Here is a 21,318-nt window from a genome sequence, read left to right as displayed (position 1 = left end):
CGATCGGGCACAATTCCTTCTTAGAAAAACGACAGTGAGTTTGTCACTCTGAAAATAAACGACACGAATTTGTCAGCGTTACTTATTTATACTAAAATCAATTAATTTTCTGGAATCCCCATGAAAACTTGAGTTTTACCGATGACACGAATTTGTAATCACGTCATTTAATTTGTCACTGTACAACATTTCGAGCTACTAAAGCCAGTTAATTTTTTTCATCAAACCTTGACCAAGCCTTGTAACTAAGTCCCCAGCTTATGAGTAAAAATTCAGACCCAACAAGGTCAGGGCTTCCCACTGTTGGAAAAAGTATCAGAAACAAAAATTACTCCCAAGTATTGAATTTTGCTAACCAATGCTCCATCAAGGTTCTAATATTTTCGCGACGTGTTTCAAAAGTGGCAGCTAACCAAATTAATCCCATACCCACGAATAAACCAATGATCCACTTAGAAAAAGGATACTGAAAGATTAAAAAGCCCAATTGATAAGTAGCATTGAGTAAGAAAGTAATTGTTCCCACATACAAAAAGGCTCGCACTTTCATGGCTAATCCCATCAAGGTAATAATTAAGGTAATTCCCCCTGCGATTAATCCTGTTTCCAAGTCGCTTAAAAACGCCACTAAACAAATCATTCCCGCCCCAGTAGTACGCCATAAATGACGGAGAGAGCGATTATTTTGATGACGAAACATCGGATCAAATTGGGCAATGTAGAGAAGACTACCGCTAAAAGCAATTGCATACCAAAGGGGGGTAACTATTCCAAATTCCCATCCTAACCTGATACTGAAAAGAAGGAGAATAATAATCGTTAAATAACTATAACGGATTTGTTTTTTTAAGAGAGTGGGCAATAGATAAAAAGCAGCGACAAATAGATAATTCAGGACATTTTGATTCAGGGGATTTGCCAAGATGACAGTGATCGGGAGAAGGAGAGAAAGATTTTGCCAAGGACGGTTTAACCATCCCCAATTAGACCAAGGGAAAACATATAAGAAATATGCGATCGCGCTAATAATTGCTCCCTTCCAAGTGACAAAAGATTCTTTCAAGAAGGGAACTAAGGGAATATTAACCCAATACAAATACATTCCAGCGCCCAAGATAAAGGCTGCATAAATCCAAATTTCTTTCCAGGGTGTCGAAGACACATTACGTCCTTGTTTAATCGCATATTGAACTAATAAAATTCCAGTTCCCAATCCCAGCATATTGTCTGGCGAAGCTAAGCTGGCTGGGAGAAGGGCTAGACTACTAATTAGCCAATGGGAGTCAGTGAAACGATTTAATTCTTGGCTACTAAAATTGAGATAGGTTTTTAAGGGCTTAAAGAGTAAACGATAGCTATAAATAATCGTTATTCCTAAAGCTGAGATTAAAATTAAACGATTGCCAATTGTCCCCTCATAAAATACAGCAAATTGATAAAACAGGGTTTCATAAGCAGAAACAGAAATGCCAACCAAAGCGAGATAAGATAAAGGCTTCAATTGCTTCCGTTGTCGTCCAATTCCTAGTAAAATAATGGCTAATAAAAGGGTGAGTAAGCCAGTGCCACGACTAAAAGTTTCCCAACGTAGTGCAGTTCCGAACCCACCATATAATAATGGAATTAAATGCCAATGCCAAGAGAGTGAAATATTCTTATTTTTTTGTCGCCAATTGCCAAGTTGCTGAAAAATAATTCCTAAGACTAAATTGACAATAGCAAGATTAATTAAATCAGCATCAATTAAACCAACCATTTCTGCAAGGATAATCTCTAAATTCCACGCTAACGCATAAAGGGCAACAACAGAATAGGAAGCAAAATAACGAAGCGCGATCGCGCTAAAAACAATTCCTTCCGCGATTAAAATACGACTAGAGAAAGCAGCTAAATTAGAATACACCTGAAAAGAATGCCAGGTCAAAAATAAGAGTAAAACACCTGCTAACAGTATTCCCCAATAATCAACTGCTTTCGTATATATTTTTTTCCAAGTTGTTTCTTGATGTTGAAAAAAATAATAAACCCCCCAAAGACACCCAAGGATGATTCCTCCACTAATGAGCCAACTACTAACTGGCAAAGAGATTAATTGTAAAATAACGCCTGCTAACCCGAGATAAAAACCAACCGTAATTAGAGCAGATGCTGTATTTTTGAGATAGAACGTATTAACGCTCATGACTCCCCCAGCAATTGCAAAACTCACTAAAAGAGGAATAACTATTCCCAAGGTCAGCGTTATCTTAATCATTAAAAGTTGAGCAATTAGTAAACTTACACTGCTAAATTTGGCAAGTTGTTGCTTATTTGTACTTTGATTAGCAAGGAGAGTTAAAGTAATAGGAGTAACGAGCCAAACCAGAACCAGTGATGAAGAATTCCACCAAAAGAAAGCATAACTTAATCCGGCTAATCCCCAACCAAAATACCAAGCACTTTCACTAAAAATTAGAAATTGATTTTGCTTTTGAGTGATCAACATGAATCCCCACTCGATTACCATCAAAGCAATCATAATTTCTCCCCAACTTAATAAAGACAGTTGAGGGAATAACCAATTTAAACCACTTGCAAGTGTTGCTAATGCTGTAAAGTGAGTGAAGTTAACTAAATTTTTCAGGGTTAAAAAATTGGGAGAGGGTAAAAGAGACTTCCGTCTTCGAGTCATCACGCCCAAACTAAGACTTGTGTTGAAGAGTGTGATCGTTCGTAAACTCGGATCAATTAGGCTAATCGTTACTAAAAATAATGCACCTATTAGCGCGATCGCGTCACCAAGAAACCCTAACTCCTCTTTTTCCTGCTGATGTAACCAATCACTAAAAGCAATAATCACAATAATATAAGGAAATAAAAAGAGACTAAAGAGGGAATAAAAGGGTTGATCAAATAAGCGATTGATTCCAGCTAGCAACTGGGTTTGGAAACTGTAAGGAATTAGAAACCAGATCGAACTAATAGAAAATAATCCTAGACCTAAAATGGCAAGAAAATCAACTTTTTGCCAATCTCGAAGGAGACGTTTCCAGAAAATCACTAATCCGATCCCTCCGATTCCTAAACTCACCTGAGAGAAAGGAATACCAGCAACAAATAAGGCTCGACCGAAAATGACTCCCCAAGTATAAATAATTAAAAGAAAAGGAAACTGAAATTCGAGTGGAGCATAAATCAATACTCCCATCACAATGGCAATACTACAATAAATCAGTACTAGAGGAGATAAAATCCAAGCTAAATGGATGTAATTTAAAGCAAAGTACGCCGTTAATAGCAATGGGAACTGTTGAAAAGACTGGTTAGCCTTAAAACCAATCAAAGTCAATCCAATTGCTATGAAAAAGCTAAGGAAAAAGTTGAAGTTAAATTCATTAATTGCCCAAAAATTAAGCGGTAATAACAAATAAGTAATCAGACGTAATGTTCTTGCTGTGAGCGGTAAATTCCCCTGACGGCTAACCCAAACACTTATACCCCAAAAAACAAGTGTATAAGTGAATAAAACACTATATTGCGCTAGTGGCGAAAAGTTTTCCCATTGACTCCCTACCAACACTCCCGAAGAGGCGATGACCATAAAAACGCCTAAAAAGAGTAACCATTGCACACTGAATTCTGCTTGTAAAGAGTGCCAAAGTTGTTGTAAGGGATTGGGAGGAGAAAGAGGTTTGGGAGAAGGAGAGGGTTGAGGAGAAACAGAAAGGACTTCAGGGAGTTGACAAGTTAACGACTTTCTAGCAAGTTTTTTGACAGTTATATCATCAATTAAGTCTCGTTCTAATAAAATTTCTAAGCCAGATAAAAAGTCCAGAGAATCAATTTTCCCACGAATAGTGAGAGTAATTTGAGTGTTAGATAATAATCCTAATTGGAACCAGTCTTGTAAACCCGCAATGAGTTGAGAATGTCGTCGAGGGGAACTAATTTGAAGGCTAAAATCGTTTTCATCGGAAGGGGACACAAGATAACCTCCTGCTTTTTTGAGTGAGCCGGAATCAGTCCATACCAATTTGAGCTAGTTCTGGATTTAACATGAATCTTGATCTGAAATTCAAAATTGATGAACACCCATAATAACTGACTCTCACTGCTTTTCTTCTCATCCTACGCTGAATTATTAACTTTTTCTCGGTGAATTTAATTGCGTCTTGTTACTTTATAAGTCTGATTTACTTTGATCTGGTGCTGGCTCCAGATAGGAGAGAGCTAATGATCCAACGATATTACTACAGCGCGATCGTCAGTAAACCATGTCATATCCAAAAAGCCTTTTTCATCACAAGGAAGTTCCTTGCAACTCTTTTAATTTTTCAGCAACCGCACCGCCTGTAATTAACTCTTCTGCTGTGGCTAAGCCTGTTTCCAAGTCGGATGTTACCCCACATAACCAGAGATAAATTCCCCCATTCCAAAGAGCAGCAGACATGAATTCTCCTGGTTTACCCGCGATAATGGTTTGTAATTGCTCAATTAATTTTTCGGGAGATTCGAGTAAGACATCCCGTCCAGCAAAACCATAACTTTCGGGATGTAAGGCGAGTCTTTGAAACTCTTGGTTTCGTTGATTGAGTCCAATAATTGCGGTGCGATTTCGCGCTAAATCACAGCTTCCTTCTAGCCCTTTTACGGTGATTAATTGCTGCATTTCCCGTAAGGTAAACACTTCTCGAAAGCGATTTTCAGTGGGAGGATGGACAAAACCCGAAATCAAGTTTGCGTTTCCAGCGTAGGGCGACCAAATCAGTTCAATGGTTGCAAACGGCGGACGTTTCCCGATTTCTTCCCGATATGGAATCAGCTTGTCGGCTTCGGGGAAGTGTTGGGGAAGGTAATAGAAACCGATTCCAGTTTCCCTGAGGAGTTGTTGGCTATCGCGGAGGGAGAAAGACTGATAGTTTACGCCTAGGGCTTCCCAGATTTTGGCAAAAGGAACCCCGTATTTTGTGGGCATACAAGCACCGCCGTGAGAGATGACGGGAACACCAACACTGGCGAGTAAGAGGAGGGTGATGGGGAAAACCGTTGCCGTGCGCGATCGCGCGTCATAAGGGACACCAAAAACCGTAACTGGAGACTCCATTTCGAGAGCAGGAATTCTGCCCCCAATTTCATCATAAGCATCTAACATTCCCGCCAATTCTTCAGCCGTGGGACGTTTCATGCGGTGAGCAATCATAAACGCGCCTATTTGGGCGGGAGTGGCTTCTTGTTGCAGCATCAGGCGGGTTGCTGTAGCAGCTTCTGCACGGGTTAAATTTTTGCCAGTATGGGGACCACTACCGACTTTTTTCAGAAGTTCTCGGAAAGATGCGCTCATGATTTTAGTTCGAGGGAGGGACAAGGATCGAGGTTAAGGGGAGAAGGAGTCGAAAGTTGTTGCACCAGTTGACGGAAGGTTTTAATGGGCGGGATTTCTGCGCGATCGCGCGTGGTTGCAAACATCACTTCTCGGGTCAAAGTCGCTTTTTGATCACCATTTTCGCTGGTTTGATTGCCAATAGCACGAATGGCAAGGGTAGGATCTTCATGGACTTCGATTAAGGCTGAACTGGGAAGCAAGGCAATTAATTCTCCTTGGCGAATCACGCCCCGAAATGCGTCTAAAGTATTTAATTCCATCGCGGTTTGAATCGTTGCATTTTGCTGAGAAAACCAATTTTGCACCAAACGTTGCATTCCATACCCATCCTTAAACACCACATGAGGATAAGCGGTCAATTCTGACCAAGCCAGTTGATTATACTTAGCTAAGGGATGATTCGCTGCCATCAATACCTCAATCGGTTCTTCAAATAGTCTATCAACTAACATTTCTGGGCTCGCCATAAACGCAGGATTATTCATCACCACCGCCACATCCACTAACCCATCCCGCAAGACTTTTAACGCGCGATCGCTACCTAAAGCAGTCACTCGTAATTGCACATGGGGATATTGACGGCAAAAGGTTCGTAAAATTGGGGGTAAATGATAAGAACAAACCGAATGAATGGCAGCCACACACAATTCTGGCTGTTTTCCAGCCATCAGATCATCCAGTTCTTTCATTCCCATTGACCATTCTTGGCATATTTTACGAGCGCGAGGTAAAAAACGTTCTCCCGCAACGGTCAGTTTTGCCTGGTGAGAACGATGAAATAATGGGACACCGAGGGCAGTTTCTAATCCTTGAACTTGCCGACTGATCGTCGATTGGGTCACGCCACATTTTTTGGCAGCTTGTCCAAAGTTACCCGTTTCTGTGATAGCTAAAAAGGCTTGCAGTTGCTCGATCCGCATTTGTGTAGTTTTAGTCACACTTTATGATGAGAGTAACGGATTTTTCTCTTACGTTTCGTGCATTTTGATACAGCTAGGGGAGTTTTTTTAGGGCTGCTTCAGCGTGGATGCGAACACTTGCTGTTTCATCATGGCTTAACTGTGACAATAATTTTTTCCCCGTTGTCATACCTAAATGACCGAGGGCGAGGGCTAAACCTTGTTTTAGCTTCGGATTGCTTTGCGCTTCAGGGCTTTGTTCAAAGAACTGCATCAAGGTTTCAGCAATGGTGGTTTTGAATGCTGTTGTTTTCCAACGCCCTAAATTCATGATAATTTCCTCTTGAATCGTTTCTGGTTGTTCGCGGAGGCTGGTTGTGAGAAGAGAAAGGGTTTGTGGATTTTCCAGTTGAGTGAGACTGCGAACAATTTGTTGCTTCAAAGCAGTCGGAGTAACCGCAGAATTGAGACATTTAGCGAGGGCTTCAATCGCAGTAGAAGTTCCCAGTTTTCCCAGCGCGATCGCGCTTTTCAGACAAATCTCTAAGTTAATATCATACAAAAGCGGAATCAGTGCCGAAACCACTTGCTCGGAATCTTGATCTCTTCCTCTGACCCCACAAGCAATCACCGCTTCTTGACGCACTTGCGGATGAGTGTCTTCCAAGGCTGAAATTAAAACGGGAATCACTTGCGAATTACGAAACGTGCTGAGGGCTTCAATGGCTATGCTACGGATTTCTGGTGCGGGATCATCAATGACTTTCATCAACGGCGTGATCATTTCAGGTTCACGGAGATAAGCGAGAGCCTGTACTGCTGAATACCGTGTTTCTGCATGGGCTAAGGCTGCGGTGAGAATAGGAATTGCAGTTTTCCCTTTTTTCGCCAGAGCATGGGTACAAGCAGCGATCACTTCAGGCTCACTCTCACGATTGAGAATTTCAGTGAGTGTCAAAATAGCATTGGTGTCATCAAACTGACCTAAGATTCCAGCAGCTTCACACCGTAAATCAAGATCGGCGGTTTCATCTTCGAGGAGATGACTTAAGGGCGCGATCGCGCTGTCTCCAAATTTCGGTAAATATTTTGCCACTTCCCAACGCTGTTGAAAGTCTCCGTTTAAAAAAGCCTCCCAAACTCGATTGAATGCTGCTTCTTTTTCCTTCGGCGGTAGCTCAATCAGTTTTTTTGGATCAGAAGATAACGGCAATTGTTGTAAATATTGATACAGTTCCATTGGTTATTGGTTATTGGTTATTGGGTCACTAGTTATATTTCTAATCACTACGCTGACCAGTTTAAAGTTACTATTTTTAATGGAAATTAATAACAAAAAAATTAAAATAGTGGTATCATAAGACAATTGATGAGAGAACAGACTCATAGGTTTATGTTTATTCAAACAAGAACAACAACAGTGATCATTGCTACGACTCTTATTTTAGGTATTTTTGCACCGATTAAGTCAGACGCACAAAACACCCTGACCCAAGAAGATTTTAAACACGTTCCTCAAGGTCTGGTAACAGGGGGTCACATTAACAACGATTCGGAAAATCTTACCTCTCCTGATTCTGATAATGATATGAATCATGGAAGGAGCACATACTATCCCCATAAAGATGGTTACTCATCTGATCCTTACCGCTATAACAGTAATTATTACCCTTACCGCTACAATCGCAGTCCGAATCGTTATGCTCCCACGGATCGCCACCATCCTGATACGGATTGGGTCGAGATAACCTATTAAATAGGGCTGACTGACAACTTCACCAGCCAGGGCGTGACTTTTTTAGCAGACCCTAAATAGAAGATTCATTTAGCTAAATATCTTCCCATAAAGGGTAAACCCGCAACAGCAGGAATAAAATAACGAGAAGTGCAAAGTAGCCCTAACGCAGCAGCCGTGGGTCCGTCTAAATAGCTATGGTAGAAAAAGACTAAAGCAGCATCCCGAGTGCCAATCCCAGCAAAGGTTAAAGGGAGTAATCCTGCTAAAATGGCAAGGGGTGCTAGGGCTAAGTTGGTTAAAAAGGGAGTCCATGCTTTGAGAGCAAGAATAAATAACCAGATTTGAAACAGGTGTAAAAACCAAAGGAAAATGGAGGTGCTTGTGATGAGGAAAAGTTGTGCGCGATCGCGCCAAAAATAATCGTGCATTTCTCCCCAAGTTGTTCGTAAGGTTTCTAGCTTTTCCTTCAGACTTTTCGGTGCAACTGTTCGTCCAAGATTAAAACAAAAACTAGCAAAGGATCGCGAAGCCAGTAAAAAAATTCCTAAGCAAAAACCAAAAGAAATAATCACCGTCATCCCCCAAAATAAAGCATCCTTTTCTGGATATAAAAGTAAGCCCAAGCCACACCACAAAAGTAGAGATAAAACATCACAAGTTTTTTCAAATACGACTAAAGATAAGGCTAATGATCCGCTAAGTGCGCCCCGTTTCTGGATAAAATAAGCCTTGGCAAGATCTCCCATTTTTGAGGGTAAAACCATATTTAAAACACAGGCTGCTAAAATTAAACGGTTTCCCTCAGCAAAACTGAGTTTGGTTTGGGGAGGAGCAAGCTGTTGCAAACGCCAGGCCGTTAACATTGTAATGGGAATGACTAGACCTAATCCGACTATCATCCAACCGCGATGACTGGTTTCAAAAACCGTTAATAAGCCCACAAAATCAATTTGGATATAGAGAATGATCAGAAGAGTTAGACTCAGCGCGATCGAAATGAGTTTTTTCATTAGGAATTTATCTAAAATTGGAATGAAAGAGAGCAGTTTTCGCAGGGTGGGCAATGCCCACCTACAAAGCTAAGAAACGCTATAATGCCCCCGAAACTGCCTAAAAGCAATTGTATGAATGATTGGCAACGCTTTCAACGAGACGTAATTGACCCCAAAAATTGTACCCATTGCGGGGCTTGCGTCGGCTTAAATCCCGACCTGCTAACCTTTCAGGAAACCAAACATGGCCCCCTCCCTCAACCCCTTCCTTCTGTCAGCAGTGACGATCTCAATCAAAATTTATCCTTAGCATGGGCCGTGTGTTCCGGTCGTGGTGTCCCTTATCCTGAACTGTATCGCAGATTTAATCAAGACCCAGAGAATTGGTTAATCGGTCCTTATCGCCGTTTGTGGACAGGGTTTGCTAATCAACCCGATATTCGCCAACGTGGGGCATCAGGCGGGGTGATTAGTCGGACATTAATTTATTTATTGGAAACAGGACGCATTGATGGGGCAGTGGTTTTAAGGCAAGGCAGTCCCACGCCCGATCGCGCTCAACCGCTTATCGCCACCACCGCAGAAGAAATCCTAGCTGCTGCACAAAGTGTTTACGCAGTCACTCCCATGTTGACGATTCTTCCCGAAATAGCAACCTTTGACGGTCGTCTCGCTTTCGTGGGTTTACCCGAACAAGTGGCAGCCTTGCGAATGTTACAAGCTGCTGGGCATCCGACGGCGCAAAAAGTGGTTTTCGTGGCGGGTCCCTATACGGGAACAAATATGTATTTGGGGGCCGTGCGTGCCTTTTTACGATCGCGCGGTGTTAGCGATCAGATTGCGATTACAAAGTTGCAGTGGCGGGCGGGAGAATGGCCCGGTTATTTGCAAGTGGAAACCGCAGATGGTCAAGTCTTTCGGGCGAAAAAGTTTTACTATAATTATTTGATTCCGTTTTATATTTCCCGCAACTGTCAGATTACCCCCGATTTCACGAACGAATTAACGGATTTGTCAGTAGGGGATGCTTGGTCGCCTCAGTTTGAAGCTGCAGGAGGGGGACATTCTGTTATTGTTGCTCGCACTCAGCAAGCGCAAAACTTATTACAAGAAATGAGCGAGGCAAAAGTCTTAACCTTAGAGACCATTCCCCGAGATCGCGCTTTAGCAATGCACGGTCATATGTTGGACTTTAAAAAACGGGGAACATTTATTCGCTTGCAATGGCAAAACCAACAAGGTAAACCCATTCCTCAATTCGGTTACAGACCAGAATCAATTCCTCTGATGCGACAATTCGTAGAAGTGGTGATTAGTGGATCTTTCGCCATTGGGAAATTATCGATCGCGCGTTGGTTGGTCACAAAACTACCCCTTTCTGTCGTGGGACCAGCGTTTAATTGGCTACGCCAAACTTGGAAATCTCTCTCGAAACCCACCAAGCGGAAAGGATTGGGCAAAACTTCCTTTATCGTGACAGGCGACAGTGAACGCTGGACGGAAATTAAAAATACACAATATGATTAGCGAGAAACTCTATAATTACGCCAACTCTCAACTACCACGGGTCTTAACCCAAATGGATCGCGATCCAGATTCCCCCACCTATGGCTGTTTTGATCGCAATTACTGGCACTACAAAATTCGGGATTTTCCCTCGGCAATTTTGCAACAAGGGGGATTGACCCTAGAAGCCATTCGCACAGGTCTCCTGACTTGGAAAGCCCCTCAATCTATAATTGAATCCTGGTGTGTAGCTGCGGTGAATGCGTTCGGGCGACAAATTGACTCCCAAGGAAGAGTGGAAGAATATTACCCCTTTGAAGGGAGTTATCCTGCTGCTGCCTTTGGACTGTATGCAGTGGGTCGCCTCGTTTATGACTGGCAAACCAATGCGAGTCATTTACCGTCTCAAGTGGATCAGACTCCTTTGCAACGATTAGCAAAAGCACTTGCCAAACGGGTGGAATCTCGCGCCAGTAATCAACAAGCTGCGGGATTAGCGGGGTTAGCTTTGGCCGTGAAATTAGACCTGATTTCCACTGAAGAAGCAAGACTGAATCTCTTGGCGGATCAGTTATTTACCTCGCAACATGAGGAAGGATGGTTTGAGGAATACGGAGGCGCAGATTTTGGTTATTTAACCGTCACTTTAGATGCCTTAGCGGATTATTATGACGTAACAGGAGACGATCGCGCCCTCAAAGCCAGCGATCGCGCAATTGAGTTTCTAGCAACCGTCATGGGCGTTGATGGGGCGTTACCGTGGACATTAAACAGCCGAAATACGGATTATATTGTTCCTTATGGCTTGGCAAAAGCAGGACAACGCAATCCTTATGCAGCATGGATACTCAATCATTTGTTCCAAAATTTAGATTCTCCAACTCACTTTCTGCGAGCAACGGATGATCGCTATCATTGTCATTATATTTTCGCCAGTGTGGTGCGCTGTCTCCCTCATTTAGCAACGATGCTTCCCCCACAACCGTTTTCGTGGAAACCATCGATCTGGCTTTCGGGGTGTGGGTTTTGGCGATATCAATCTCCCGATGACCATTGGAGTGCTTGTGTGGGAACAAAAAAAGGCGGACTGGTGCGGATTCATCGTCAATCCTTGTCTCCTGTTACCGATAACGGGTGGCGGGTGTATCAATCGGGTCAGATTTGGACAAATAATTGGCATGATCAGCGATGGGAGGTAACAAGAGAAGGAAGCGCGATCGCGATCGGGGGACAATTACAACGGGGGAAGTTTCAAGTCCCTAATCCTTACAAGCATTTCGTTTTGAGATTATTTGCCCGCCTTTTAGGAGAGAGATTAATTCCCTTGTTAAAACGGGCTTTAATTTTCCAACCGCGAGGGGGAAGTGGCGCAGTGTTTGAGAGAGTAATAACGATTGATGAAACAGGCGTATCCATTAAAGATACCTTCACTGGTGTAACAGAAGAAGAGGTAATGGCAAGTCCCCGTCAAAATTTGCGCCATGTGGCCAGTGCTGATAGTTTTAGTCTGGAGGAATGGTCTGAGTCGTTAGCTGAGGTGGAACGGCATTTTTCCCACAATCAGTTAACGATTCGATCGCGCTGGGAAAGTAACTAATTTTTTAATCTCCACAAATAAACCTCATCTCGATGCCGATGCACCGATTCAAACTGATAGTTTCCTTCTGCTTCTAAATCTTTGACAAGATCATCTTCGGAGCGCAAAATAAAAACATTTGGAAAGGACTCTGGAATCTCTGGCAATTGATTTTTTGGTAGTAGTTGCAGGTGTATATCTGGAGCTAATTCACGACTAAGGGCGAGGGTGCCAATGGCTTGTCCCGCATGACTAATTAATAAGGCGCGATCGCTTTGTCCAAGAATTTCTGCTACGGGTTTATAAGCACCACTTCTGGAAACACTTTTTGTCCACCAAACATCCGCTTGTGAACTCACACTACCGCCAATAATTCCAGCAGAAAGAATGAAAGCGGTTAACCCTTTTCCCATTCTGCGCGATCGCGCTTTTTCCGCAGTTAATAAATGGGCAAGCCAATAGGCAACAGCAATTTCAATGCCAATACAACAGGGGGCTAAATAGCGCATAATCGTCGATCTTCGCCCCGCCAAAAGCAGATCTGGGATGACTAAAGTGAGGGCGGTTACCCCAATTAAAATCACAATAAAAGACCAGACCTTTTGCGGTGTTTTTCGTGTCAGAAAATATAGAGCGTAAAGAGAAATTAAGACCCAAATAAAATTATATCCGCCCAATTCCACGTCAAGAAAAATACGATTAAAATTAAGAAACCATTTGTCAATTAAAGTCGAGAGAGACAACGGTTCTCTTGATCCGCCAATTGTCTCATGAATTTCCATAAAATTATTAATAATAATCCAAACCCAAGGAAAAAAGGCAAGAATCCCTCCCAGAGAAGAAATGATATAATTTAAAATAATTTTACCTTGATTTGTCTGTTCTTCAGCAATGACATAAATGCCGTGAGCAATACTGACTAAAACCGCTAGTAAATGCGTATAAAAATCTAAGGCAACGGTGATTCCATAAAGCGCCCAATTTACTTTATTATTCACTCGAATTGCTCTCAGTAAAGCAGCACTAGAAACAATGATAATCGTAGTCCATAAACTATATTCTCTGGCTTCTTGGGCATAGAGAAAATGAAACGGAGAAACGGTAATTAACATCATGGCAATTCCGCCCACTAGGGGAGATTGAAATAACTCCCAACATAGCCAATAAATTGCGGGAATTGCGAATAAACTAATCATCGCGGGAAGAGCTCGCATCGCAGCAGCAGAAGACCCAAATAAAGCAGCCCACCCTCGGGCTAATAAATAATAAAGGGGAGGATGTTCGGCATTGCCACTTAAGGCGTTAAAGGTATCTCCTAAGTCTTTTTCTGGACTGGGACGCTGATATTGTAATAACTCATCAACCGTCATAATTTTTCCCGTAAAGGCTTCTGCCACTAATTCGGTTTTGGTATAGCCAAAGATACGTAAAGAAGTGAGAGTTTCATCATGCCAATAAACTTTTTCCCCTAAATTAATAAATCGAAAAAATAGCCCTAAAATTAAAATGGTTAGAAATAAAACTTCCAGTCCGTTTTTTTGCAGCGCTTTCATCATCGGTTACAATTAGAATTCAGTTGGCAATGGATAGAGACAAGTAACAGCACCAGGTTTTCGGTAGCAGTTAATCGGTTGACTAAATTGACTCAAATAAGAAAAAATAGTTTCTTCTTCTAGTGCAGAGACATCAGATAAAATCAACCAAACTCGTTGTCCTTGCAGTTGACTGAGTTCTGATTTAAATCCTTGTAAATCATGGGGATCGAGCTTTTCACGTCCTGCTTTCTTGATATCCCACTGACCAATCCTATAATGACTTGAAGAGAACTGATACTGAGCAGCATAGTAGCGAAATGGATTCACCCCAGAGGGATAAATATATAACATATCTTGCGGTTCTTTCTGTTTTTGAATATATTGCAGAACGGGTCTAATTTCAGCAACGGTATTCGGTTCAATAAAAACTTCACTGGCACTAATGGCGCGTGGTATCAATAAAATGGTGAATAGAGAAACCCCGAAAATACTAATTCCCCGAAACTGAAGAAAGCCCGATTCAAGCATCCAGCTAATCCCTTTTGCAATAATGATAATGGCAAAGGGGGCAAGAAATAAAATCAATCGTTCTCGAAACGGATATTTCTGTAAATAAGCTGCCAGTAAGGTGGTAATAAACGGAGAAATGAGGGTGAGTAAAAACATTTTATTTTGGCGATAAAAGGCAATACAGCCAAGGATAAACGCTAAAATAGCAATGCCGTCAGTAAATCCAAAGAAGCCTAATGGTCGGTAAAAAAATCGACCCAAAGCATCAAAAAGCCACAGCAGATCAAACCAAGATTCGGGATAGCGACCCTCGAAAGAAGCAGTGAGAACATCATTTTTTAATGTCGGACGAATGGTTAGCCAATAAAGTAAAATAAAGCTGGTTAACCAACTCAAATAGACAGGGAAACGACGGATTAACCATGACAGGCGACGAGATCTGGGTAAAATGACCAGCGAGCTCAGTTCTACACCTGAGAGAATAAAAATAGAGGGATGAGAAAACCAAATGGCAATACTTCCTAAAAGAGAGAGTAAAATGATTTGGTTTCGATTTAAAAGTTCAGTGCGGAAAGAGAGTAAGAGAATAAATAAAAGTAGCGCGATCGCGACATCACTGGAATATTGTTTGACTTCTGTTGCATAATAAACTAAATAAGGCAAACAAGCAAAAAAAGCGATCGCGATCGGGGCAGTGATTTTTGAGGTATAATACGTGACCAGCCAAACCAAGGCACAAAGCGCGATCGCGCTACTAATTAAAGGAAAAAGTCTTAAGGAATATTCGCTATTACCGAATAATTGCACGGCTAACTTTTCTACTGTTAAAAATCCTGGCGGTGCTGCTTGATTGTGACTTAAAGGTGTTAGTAACTCAGAATAAGAGCGATTAATAATATTGAGGGAAATTGACGCTTCATCTCCCCACAGTGATCGATTACTTAAATATTGAACCAAGCGAACCGCGAAGCCAAAGACAACAGCAATTATGGAAAGTATGAGAGAGGGGGTCATCTGTTTGATAAACTGATTTCTCATCGGATTGAGCAGACAAGCATGATCGACAATGCTAATATAAATGACACGAAATTCGAGTTTAGTTGCTTCATGTCTCTCCAGTCGTTATCTTCTCTTTTCGGGAGTTCAAAGTTATCAGCCAATCAGCGCGCGATCGCGTTTTGGTTTGGGCTAAGTCTTAGCATTGCTCTAGTTTACAGTATTTTAGGGCTAAAACAAGCCTTTAGCAGTGAATATGTGGTTCAAGATGATGCCCGACAGCACGTTTTTTGGATGCAACAATTTGTTGATCCAGAACTTTTTCCCAATGATATGATTGCGGATTATTTCCAGTCTGTCGCAACCTTAGGCTATACTTCTATTTATAAGTTGGGAGTCTTTTTTGGGATTGAACCCCTTGTCTTTAATAAGTTACTTCCCCTCCCTTTAGCCTTAATTGTGGTGGGGTTTTCTTTTGCGATCTCAATGCAGATTTTACCGATTCCGTTTACTGCATTTTTAACCAGCACTCTTCTCCAACAAAATCTATGGTATGCCGATGATTTACCTTCAGGAACACCGCGAGCCTTTTTTTATCCCCTATTATTAGCTTTTATTTATGTCTTATTGCGTAAAAATCTCGTTGCTTGTTTAATCGTTCTTGTTTTACAAGCATTATTTTACCCACCGACCGTCTTATTATCGGCAGGACTATTCGTGATCAGACTGATCTATTGGCAACAGAGAAAACTTCATATTTCTTGGCAAAAAAAAGAGTATATTTTTTCAGGAATCGGGTTACTGGTATCTGTTGTTGTTTTACTTCCCTTTGTTCTGATTCCTTCTCCCTTTGACCCCACGATTTCCTTTGAACAAGCCCGTCAAATGCCAGCATTTTTTCCTGATGGGCGAACTACTTTTTTCTCCGATGATAACTTCTGGAAATATTGGTTAGGTGGACGCAGTGGACTCTTTCCAGATCATATTTTAGTCCCTTTGACACTCGTTTTTGCAGTTTTTTTACCGTTTTTTCTTCCCTTTCAACGCTTGCCTTTAGTAGCAAAAATTAAACCCGAAGTGGGAATCCTTGGTCAACTGACTGCTGTTTCCTTAGGATTATTTTTTCTCGCTCATGCCATTCTTTTTACCCTATATCTTCCCAGTCGTTATACTCAGCACAGTATTCGCATTATCCTCGCGTTTGCAGCAGCAATTACCATAACAATTATTATTGATATGTTACTACATTGGGGACAAAACCGATCGCGCTCAAAACAGCTTTGGAAACCCCCAATTGTTTTGAGTTTTGTTACCATGATTGCCATGGCAGTGCTGTTCTATCCTAGCTTTTTAGATCAGTTTCCAGACCCCAATTATAAAATGGGTCAAGAACCCCAAATTTATGAGTTTCTCAATCAACAACCGAAAGATACCCTTGTGGTTTCCCTCGGCGGAGAAGCGGATAATATTCCCTCTTTTGCTAGGCGATCTGTTTTAATTAGTAAAGAACTAGCGATTCCTTATCATTTAGGTTATTATCTTCCTTTGCGCGATCGCGTTATGGCAACCATTAAAGCCCACTATAGCCCAGATCAAAAACAAGTGACAGCTTTTGTTGAACGTTACGGTGTTGATTTTTGGTTATTGGAACGAAATGCGTTTACCCTCAAATATATTGACGATCATCGCTGGATGCAACAATTTCAACCCGTTACAAATCACGCTCGTTCTCAACTTGAAAATGGAATTGTTCCCTTCCTTTCAACTCAGATAGAAACTTGTTCCGTTTTGGAAACAACAGGTTACTTTGTACTTGATTCTAAATGTTTAGCCGACCCTTAAAAACCCTTCGCTCTCTTGCACCTTGGTTAAGAAATACCATCTTAATTTTGTTAGCCTGTGGGACTTTTTTTCGCTTCTATCATCTTGATCATAAAGTATATTGGGGAGATGAAGTTTTCACGTCGATCCGCATTTCGGGTTATACCGCCAGTGAAGTTACAGAAAGCATTTATACGGGCGAATCTCTAACTATTCCAGAAATTACTTTTTATCAACGCCCTAATTCCGACCGAGGATTTAAGGAAACAATGAATGCTTTAGTGGGTAGCCCAGAACACACCCCATTCTATTATTTATTAGCTCGATATTGGGTCAAAACGTTTGGGAATGAGGCGATTTATCAGCAATCAAACGCTTATATTTTTCTAATTAGAAGTCTCTCTGCTATGATCAGTTTACTGGCGTTTCCTTTACTGTATTGGTTATGTTGGGAACTGTTTCAATCTCATCAGGTTAGCGCGATCGCGCTGGGACTTTTTGCCATTTCTCCCTTTCAAGTGTTGTACGCCCAAGAAGCTAGAGAATATAGTTTATGGACGGTTACGATTTTACTCAGTTGTGTGACATTTTTACAAGCAATTCAGAGAAATCATCTGCGAAATTGGTTGATTTATACAGTTAGCTTGACGCTCTCTCTTTATACTTGTTTATTTTCTATTTTCAGCGCGATCGCGCACGGAATTTATATGGTAATCCTCTGGAAAAAACAGCCTCAACTTCCGTTCCGATCTTATTTAATCGCCTCTGTCACCAGTATTATTTTCTTTTCTCCTTGGTTATTTGTGATCTATCAAAACTTTAACCAACTGGAACAAAATGTTGCTCATCTCTCTCAAGAAAAATCAGAATTACCCTTATTTTGGATGCTCAATCTCAGTCGTAGTTTCTTTGATTTTAATCATGGCGCAAGTGCAATTAATCCCTTAACTTATGCCGTTGTTGGAATCAGTTGTTATGCCCTTTATTATCTTTGTCGTTACACGAAAGCCAAAATTTGGTTATTTATATTAACCTTGATTGGAGTCATCGGATCGAGTCTAATTTTAAGTGATTTAATTCTAGGAGGAATTCGCTCAACAATTGCACGTTATCCGATTCCTTGTTATCTCGGAATTTTAATTGCCATTGCTTATTTATTAGCCACTCAACTGGAAAAAGCAACTCCTAAAAAACAATATTATCGCTGGCGTAGAATTACTCTAGCCTTTTTCGCCTTTGGATTATTATCTTGTATGATTAGTTCGCAAATGGAAGTTTGGTGGAATAAAAGCCCTTTCAAAACCCGTTATAATCCTGAAATTGCTCATATTATTAATCAGAGTACCGATCCGCTTCTCATCAGTGATGCCTCGGTAGAAAGAGTCCTCTCTCTCGGTTATCGTTTAGAAAATAAGGTGACCCTCAAATTAATTTCATCGCAACAACCCATACAAATTAGTCAACAAAGAGGAGAGATTTTCTTATATCAACCTTCCCCCCAATTGCGAGACACTATTCCAACAAAACTGAATCGTGAAGTCATCCCCACCGAAACAAATTGGCTTTGGAAAGTCACTAAAAATGAGTTCAGTTCGCAGAATGTTTCTGAAAACTAGGGATGATAAAAGATTTCGATGTAGGTTGGGTTGAAAGTAGTGAAACCCAACACCAACCAGATTTCGTTGGCTTGCTAAACCAACCTACTTCGCCCCCCTTCGTAACAAGGACATTTCATGGAACGTCTCTACTTTTAAATCTAATTCTCGCTGAAAGATTTCTTCAATAGGCAACATTTCCCCTGATTCTGTCATCATTTTATGGTCTTTTGTCGCGCGAATTTTTCTGCCATCTTCTAAGGTATATTCAATAATTTCTTGTTGACCACGAGGATGCCATTGCGCGATCGGTTGGGTGTAAACAAAGCCATTTTCATCAACAGTATAAACGCTACATTCAATTTTTTCTTCTACAATTTTGCCAATAGGCATCGCCCCATATTCCACTGTCCAAATTTCCGTATCATAGCTAAGGCAATACTCAGCAAATTTAATCATCTGATCAAATAAGTGTTCAGCAGTCTCTTGTTTCACGCCATTTTTTGTCGCCCCATCAATAAAAATTTCGCGATGTTTCTGCATTTCTTTCACTTTCTTTTTCCCCATCGCACGACGCAATAAGTCCGCCTGACCCAGAGAATAACCTGCCATATCTTGGGCAATTTTCATGATCTGTTCTTGATAGACCATGACCGCATAAGTTTCATCTAAAATCGGTTCTAAAATAGGATGTTCATAGATAATTTCTTCTCGTCCATGTTTGCGATCAATAAACTTAGGAATTAGTCCCGCATCTAAGGGGCCAGGACGATAGAGAGCTAAAATGGAAGAAAGATCTTCAATACTGGAGGGTTTTAAGTCTTGAACCACTTTTAACATTCCCGATGATTCAAGCTGAAAAACCCCTTCTAGCCAACCTTTTTCAATGAGGTTATAGGTCTTTTGAATATCAGGGGGCTTAGTATTTTTGATTTCTCCTTTGGCTAAAATTTTTCGGGAATGAATTTCATCCAGAGGCAGTTCATCTAAATCCAACTTTGTCCCTTTATTTTTCTCAATTAAATCTGCTGTTCGCTGAATTGTTGTCAGATTTTTAAGCCCGAGAAAGTCCATTTTTAACAAGCCCAGGGCTTCTAAATCTTCCATATAATATTGTGTAATTACTGCCCCATCATTATTCTTTTGTAAAGGGACAACTTCATCTAAGGGTTCTTTAGAAATTACCACTCCCGCAGCGTGAACGCCAAAGGTTTTATTCGTCCCTTCAATCCGAATTGCCATATCCACCCAACGCCGAACTTTCTCATCAGAATCATAGAGTTTCTTAAACTCAGGTTCGGGGGTATCATCGGAGATCATTTTAGTTAGTTCAGCAGGTTTTCCTCGCGCAACAGGAATCATTTTTGCAAGGCGATCTGATTCAGAATAAGGAATATCTAAAACGCGGGCAACATCTTTTAATACTGCTTTCGATGTCATGCGGTTAAAGGTAATAATTTGCGCGACTTTATCATCTCCATAACGGCGGGTAACATACTCAATCACCTCATCTCTTCTTTCAATACAAAAGTCGGTATCAATATCAGGCATTGACTTCCGTTCTGGATTTAAGAAACGCTCAAATAATAAGCCATGATGAACGGGATCAATATTGGTAATTTTTAAGGCATAAGCCACTAAAGAACCGGCAGCAGAACCGCGCCCAGGTCCTACTGGAATATTATGATCTCTAGCGTATTTAATATAATCCCAAACCACTAAAAAGTAAGTAGAAAACCCCCGTTCCTGCATAATGGTTAATTCGCGTTCTAAACGGGTTTTATACGTCTCACTAATTTCAGAACGACTCCGACAACCAAGGCGTTCCATTAATCCATTCCAAGTTAATTCTTCGAGATAAGTATCGGCATTATGTCCACTCGGAACTGGATAATCGGGAATGCGGGGTTCTCCTAAAATGTTGTAAGGCTTCACTTTTTCGGCAACTTCTACTGTATTCGCGATCGCGCTTTCAATCACATCATCGGATAAATGATCACGGAATAACTGTCGCATTTCATCAGCAGATTTCAGATATTCCGTACCGCTATACCGCAACCGTTTATCTTCAGTAATTAATTTATTGGTTTGAATACAAATCAGTGCGTCATGGGCTTCCACATCATTACAAGAAATAAAATGGGAATCATTCGTGGCGACAATTTTAATATCTAATTCTTGACTAATTTTTACTATTTCTGTGTTAACAATGCGATCTTCAGGTGAGCCGTGATCTTGAATTTCTAAATAATAGTCATCTCCAAAAACTTTTTTATACCATTTTGCAACGCGACGAGCTTCTTTGCGGTCTCCTCTTAAGATCGCTTGGGGAACTTCTCCCCCTAAACAACCACTGGTAACAATTAATCCTTCTTTGTACTGTTCGAGATAATATTTACTAATACAAGGACGAGCAAAAATTCCTTTCCCGTGAATCCCTTTTAAATTAGAAACAGTGGTTAATTTAACTAAATTTTTATAGCCTTGAGTATCCTTGGCGAGAACAACTTGGTGATATTTTTTATATTTGGCAGGCTTTTCTAAATCATCGGTATTAATCACATACATTTCATTCCCGATGATCGGTTTAATATTTTTGGAGCGACAAATTTTGATTAACTCGATCGCGCCATACATCACCCCGTGATCCGTCAGCGCGATCGCGCTCATCCCCAATTCTAAAGCACGGTCAACCAAAGGAGGCAACTGAGATGCCCCATCTAACAAACTGTAATCGCTATGAATGTGCAAACCAACGAATGACGACATATTTCCCTTTTTCTGATGC

General features: G+C 41.1%; 13 protein-coding genes. 5 read left to right on the top strand and 8 right to left on the bottom strand.

Annotation, left to right across the window (positions count from 1 at the left end; all coding sequences use genetic code 11):
* Positions 1 to 328: 328 nt before the first annotated feature.
* The 4 genes from PCC7418_RS07025 to PCC7418_RS07010 all read right to left on the bottom strand — a co-directional run bounded on the left by PCC7418_RS07025 (position 329) and on the right by PCC7418_RS07010 (position 7,501).
* Positions 329 to 3,964, bottom strand: coding sequence for a hypothetical protein (locus tag PCC7418_RS07025; protein ID WP_015225487.1), 3,636 nt, complete (start codon positions 3,962 to 3,964; stop codon positions 329 to 331).
* Positions 3,965 to 4,279: 315 nt separating this feature from the next.
* On the bottom strand, positions 4,280 to 5,320 hold the full coding sequence (locus PCC7418_RS07020; RefSeq protein ID WP_015225486.1) for an anthranilate phosphoribosyltransferase family protein: 1,041 nt from the start codon (positions 5,318 to 5,320) through the stop codon (positions 4,280 to 4,282).
* A complete protein-coding gene (locus PCC7418_RS07015) occupies positions 5,317 to 6,282 on the bottom strand; it encodes a LysR family transcriptional regulator (protein ID WP_015225485.1) in 966 nt (321 codons plus the stop codon). Before PCC7418_RS07015 ends, PCC7418_RS07020 begins: the two co-directional genes overlap by 4 nt.
* A gap of 73 nt (positions 6,283 to 6,355) precedes the next feature.
* Positions 6,356 to 7,501: a HEAT repeat domain-containing protein gene (locus PCC7418_RS07010; RefSeq protein ID WP_015225484.1), complete on the bottom strand. Its 1,146-nt coding sequence runs from the start codon at positions 7,499 to 7,501 to the stop codon at positions 6,356 to 6,358.
* Positions 7,502 to 7,681: 180 nt separating this feature from the next.
* On the opposite strand from PCC7418_RS07010, the gene PCC7418_RS07005 reads away from it, so the two are divergent.
* Positions 7,682 to 8,017 carry a hypothetical protein gene (locus PCC7418_RS07005; RefSeq protein WP_150107038.1) on the top strand — a complete coding sequence of 112 codons (336 nt, stop codon included), beginning with the start codon at positions 7,682 to 7,684 and terminating at the stop codon, positions 8,015 to 8,017.
* A gap of 65 nt (positions 8,018 to 8,082) precedes the next feature.
* Here PCC7418_RS07005 and PCC7418_RS07000 read toward each other — a convergent pair whose 3' ends face one another.
* The gene (locus PCC7418_RS07000) at positions 8,083 to 9,009 is read right to left on the bottom strand and encodes a lysylphosphatidylglycerol synthase transmembrane domain-containing protein (RefSeq protein WP_015225482.1); all 927 of its coding nucleotides are present in this window, start codon (positions 9,007 to 9,009) and stop codon (positions 8,083 to 8,085) included.
* A 114-nt stretch (positions 9,010 to 9,123) separates the two neighbouring features.
* On the opposite strand from PCC7418_RS07000, the gene PCC7418_RS06995 reads away from it, so the two are divergent.
* Together PCC7418_RS06995 and PCC7418_RS06990 are read left to right on the top strand one after the other, a co-directional pair.
* Positions 9,124 to 10,518: a Coenzyme F420 hydrogenase/dehydrogenase, beta subunit C-terminal domain gene (locus tag PCC7418_RS06995; protein ID WP_041596182.1), complete on the top strand. Its 1,395-nt coding sequence runs from the start codon at positions 9,124 to 9,126 to the stop codon at positions 10,516 to 10,518.
* Positions 10,511 to 12,094 (top strand): hypothetical protein, encoded by a 1,584-nt coding sequence (locus tag PCC7418_RS06990; RefSeq protein ID WP_015225480.1) that lies wholly within the window; start codon positions 10,511 to 10,513, stop codon positions 12,092 to 12,094. Before PCC7418_RS06995 ends, PCC7418_RS06990 begins: the two co-directional genes overlap by 8 nt.
* Here PCC7418_RS06990 and PCC7418_RS06985 read toward each other — a convergent pair.
* Both PCC7418_RS06985 and PCC7418_RS06980 read right to left on the bottom strand, forming a co-directional pair.
* Positions 12,091 to 13,629, bottom strand: a complete 1,539-nt coding sequence (locus PCC7418_RS06985; protein WP_015225479.1) for a glycosyltransferase family 39 protein — start codon at positions 13,627 to 13,629, stop codon at positions 12,091 to 12,093. The genes PCC7418_RS06990 and PCC7418_RS06985 overlap by 4 nt on opposite strands.
* Positions 13,630 to 13,638: 9 nt before the next feature.
* Positions 13,639 to 15,156, bottom strand: coding sequence for a hypothetical protein (locus PCC7418_RS06980; protein WP_015225478.1), 1,518 nt, complete (start codon positions 15,154 to 15,156; stop codon positions 13,639 to 13,641).
* A 69-nt stretch (positions 15,157 to 15,225) separates the two neighbouring features.
* On the opposite strand from PCC7418_RS06980, the gene PCC7418_RS06975 reads away from it, so the two are divergent.
* Positions 15,226 to 16,956, top strand: a complete 1,731-nt coding sequence (locus PCC7418_RS06975) for a hypothetical protein (RefSeq protein WP_015225477.1) — start codon at positions 15,226 to 15,228, stop codon at positions 16,954 to 16,956.
* On the top strand, positions 16,938 to 18,551 hold the full coding sequence (locus PCC7418_RS06970) for a glycosyltransferase family 39 protein (protein WP_015225476.1): 1,614 nt from the start codon (positions 16,938 to 16,940) through the stop codon (positions 18,549 to 18,551). Before PCC7418_RS06975 ends, PCC7418_RS06970 begins: the two co-directional genes overlap by 19 nt.
* Positions 18,552 to 18,635: 84 nt before the next feature.
* Here the strand turns inward: PCC7418_RS06970 and PCC7418_RS06965 are convergent, their stop codons facing one another.
* Complete coding sequence (locus PCC7418_RS06965; protein WP_041596180.1) at positions 18,636 to 21,299, bottom strand: trans-splicing intein-formed DNA polymerase III subunit alpha N-terminal partner DnaE-N; 2,664 nt, start codon at positions 21,297 to 21,299, stop codon at positions 18,636 to 18,638.
* Positions 21,300 to 21,318 lie beyond the last annotated feature (19 nt).

Origin of the sequence: Halothece sp. PCC 7418 (assembly GCF_000317635.1) — a bacterium.
Lineage (GTDB): Bacteria > Cyanobacteriota > Cyanobacteriia > Cyanobacteriales > Rubidibacteraceae > Halothece.
This window is presented reverse-complemented; position numbering and strand designations above follow the sequence as displayed.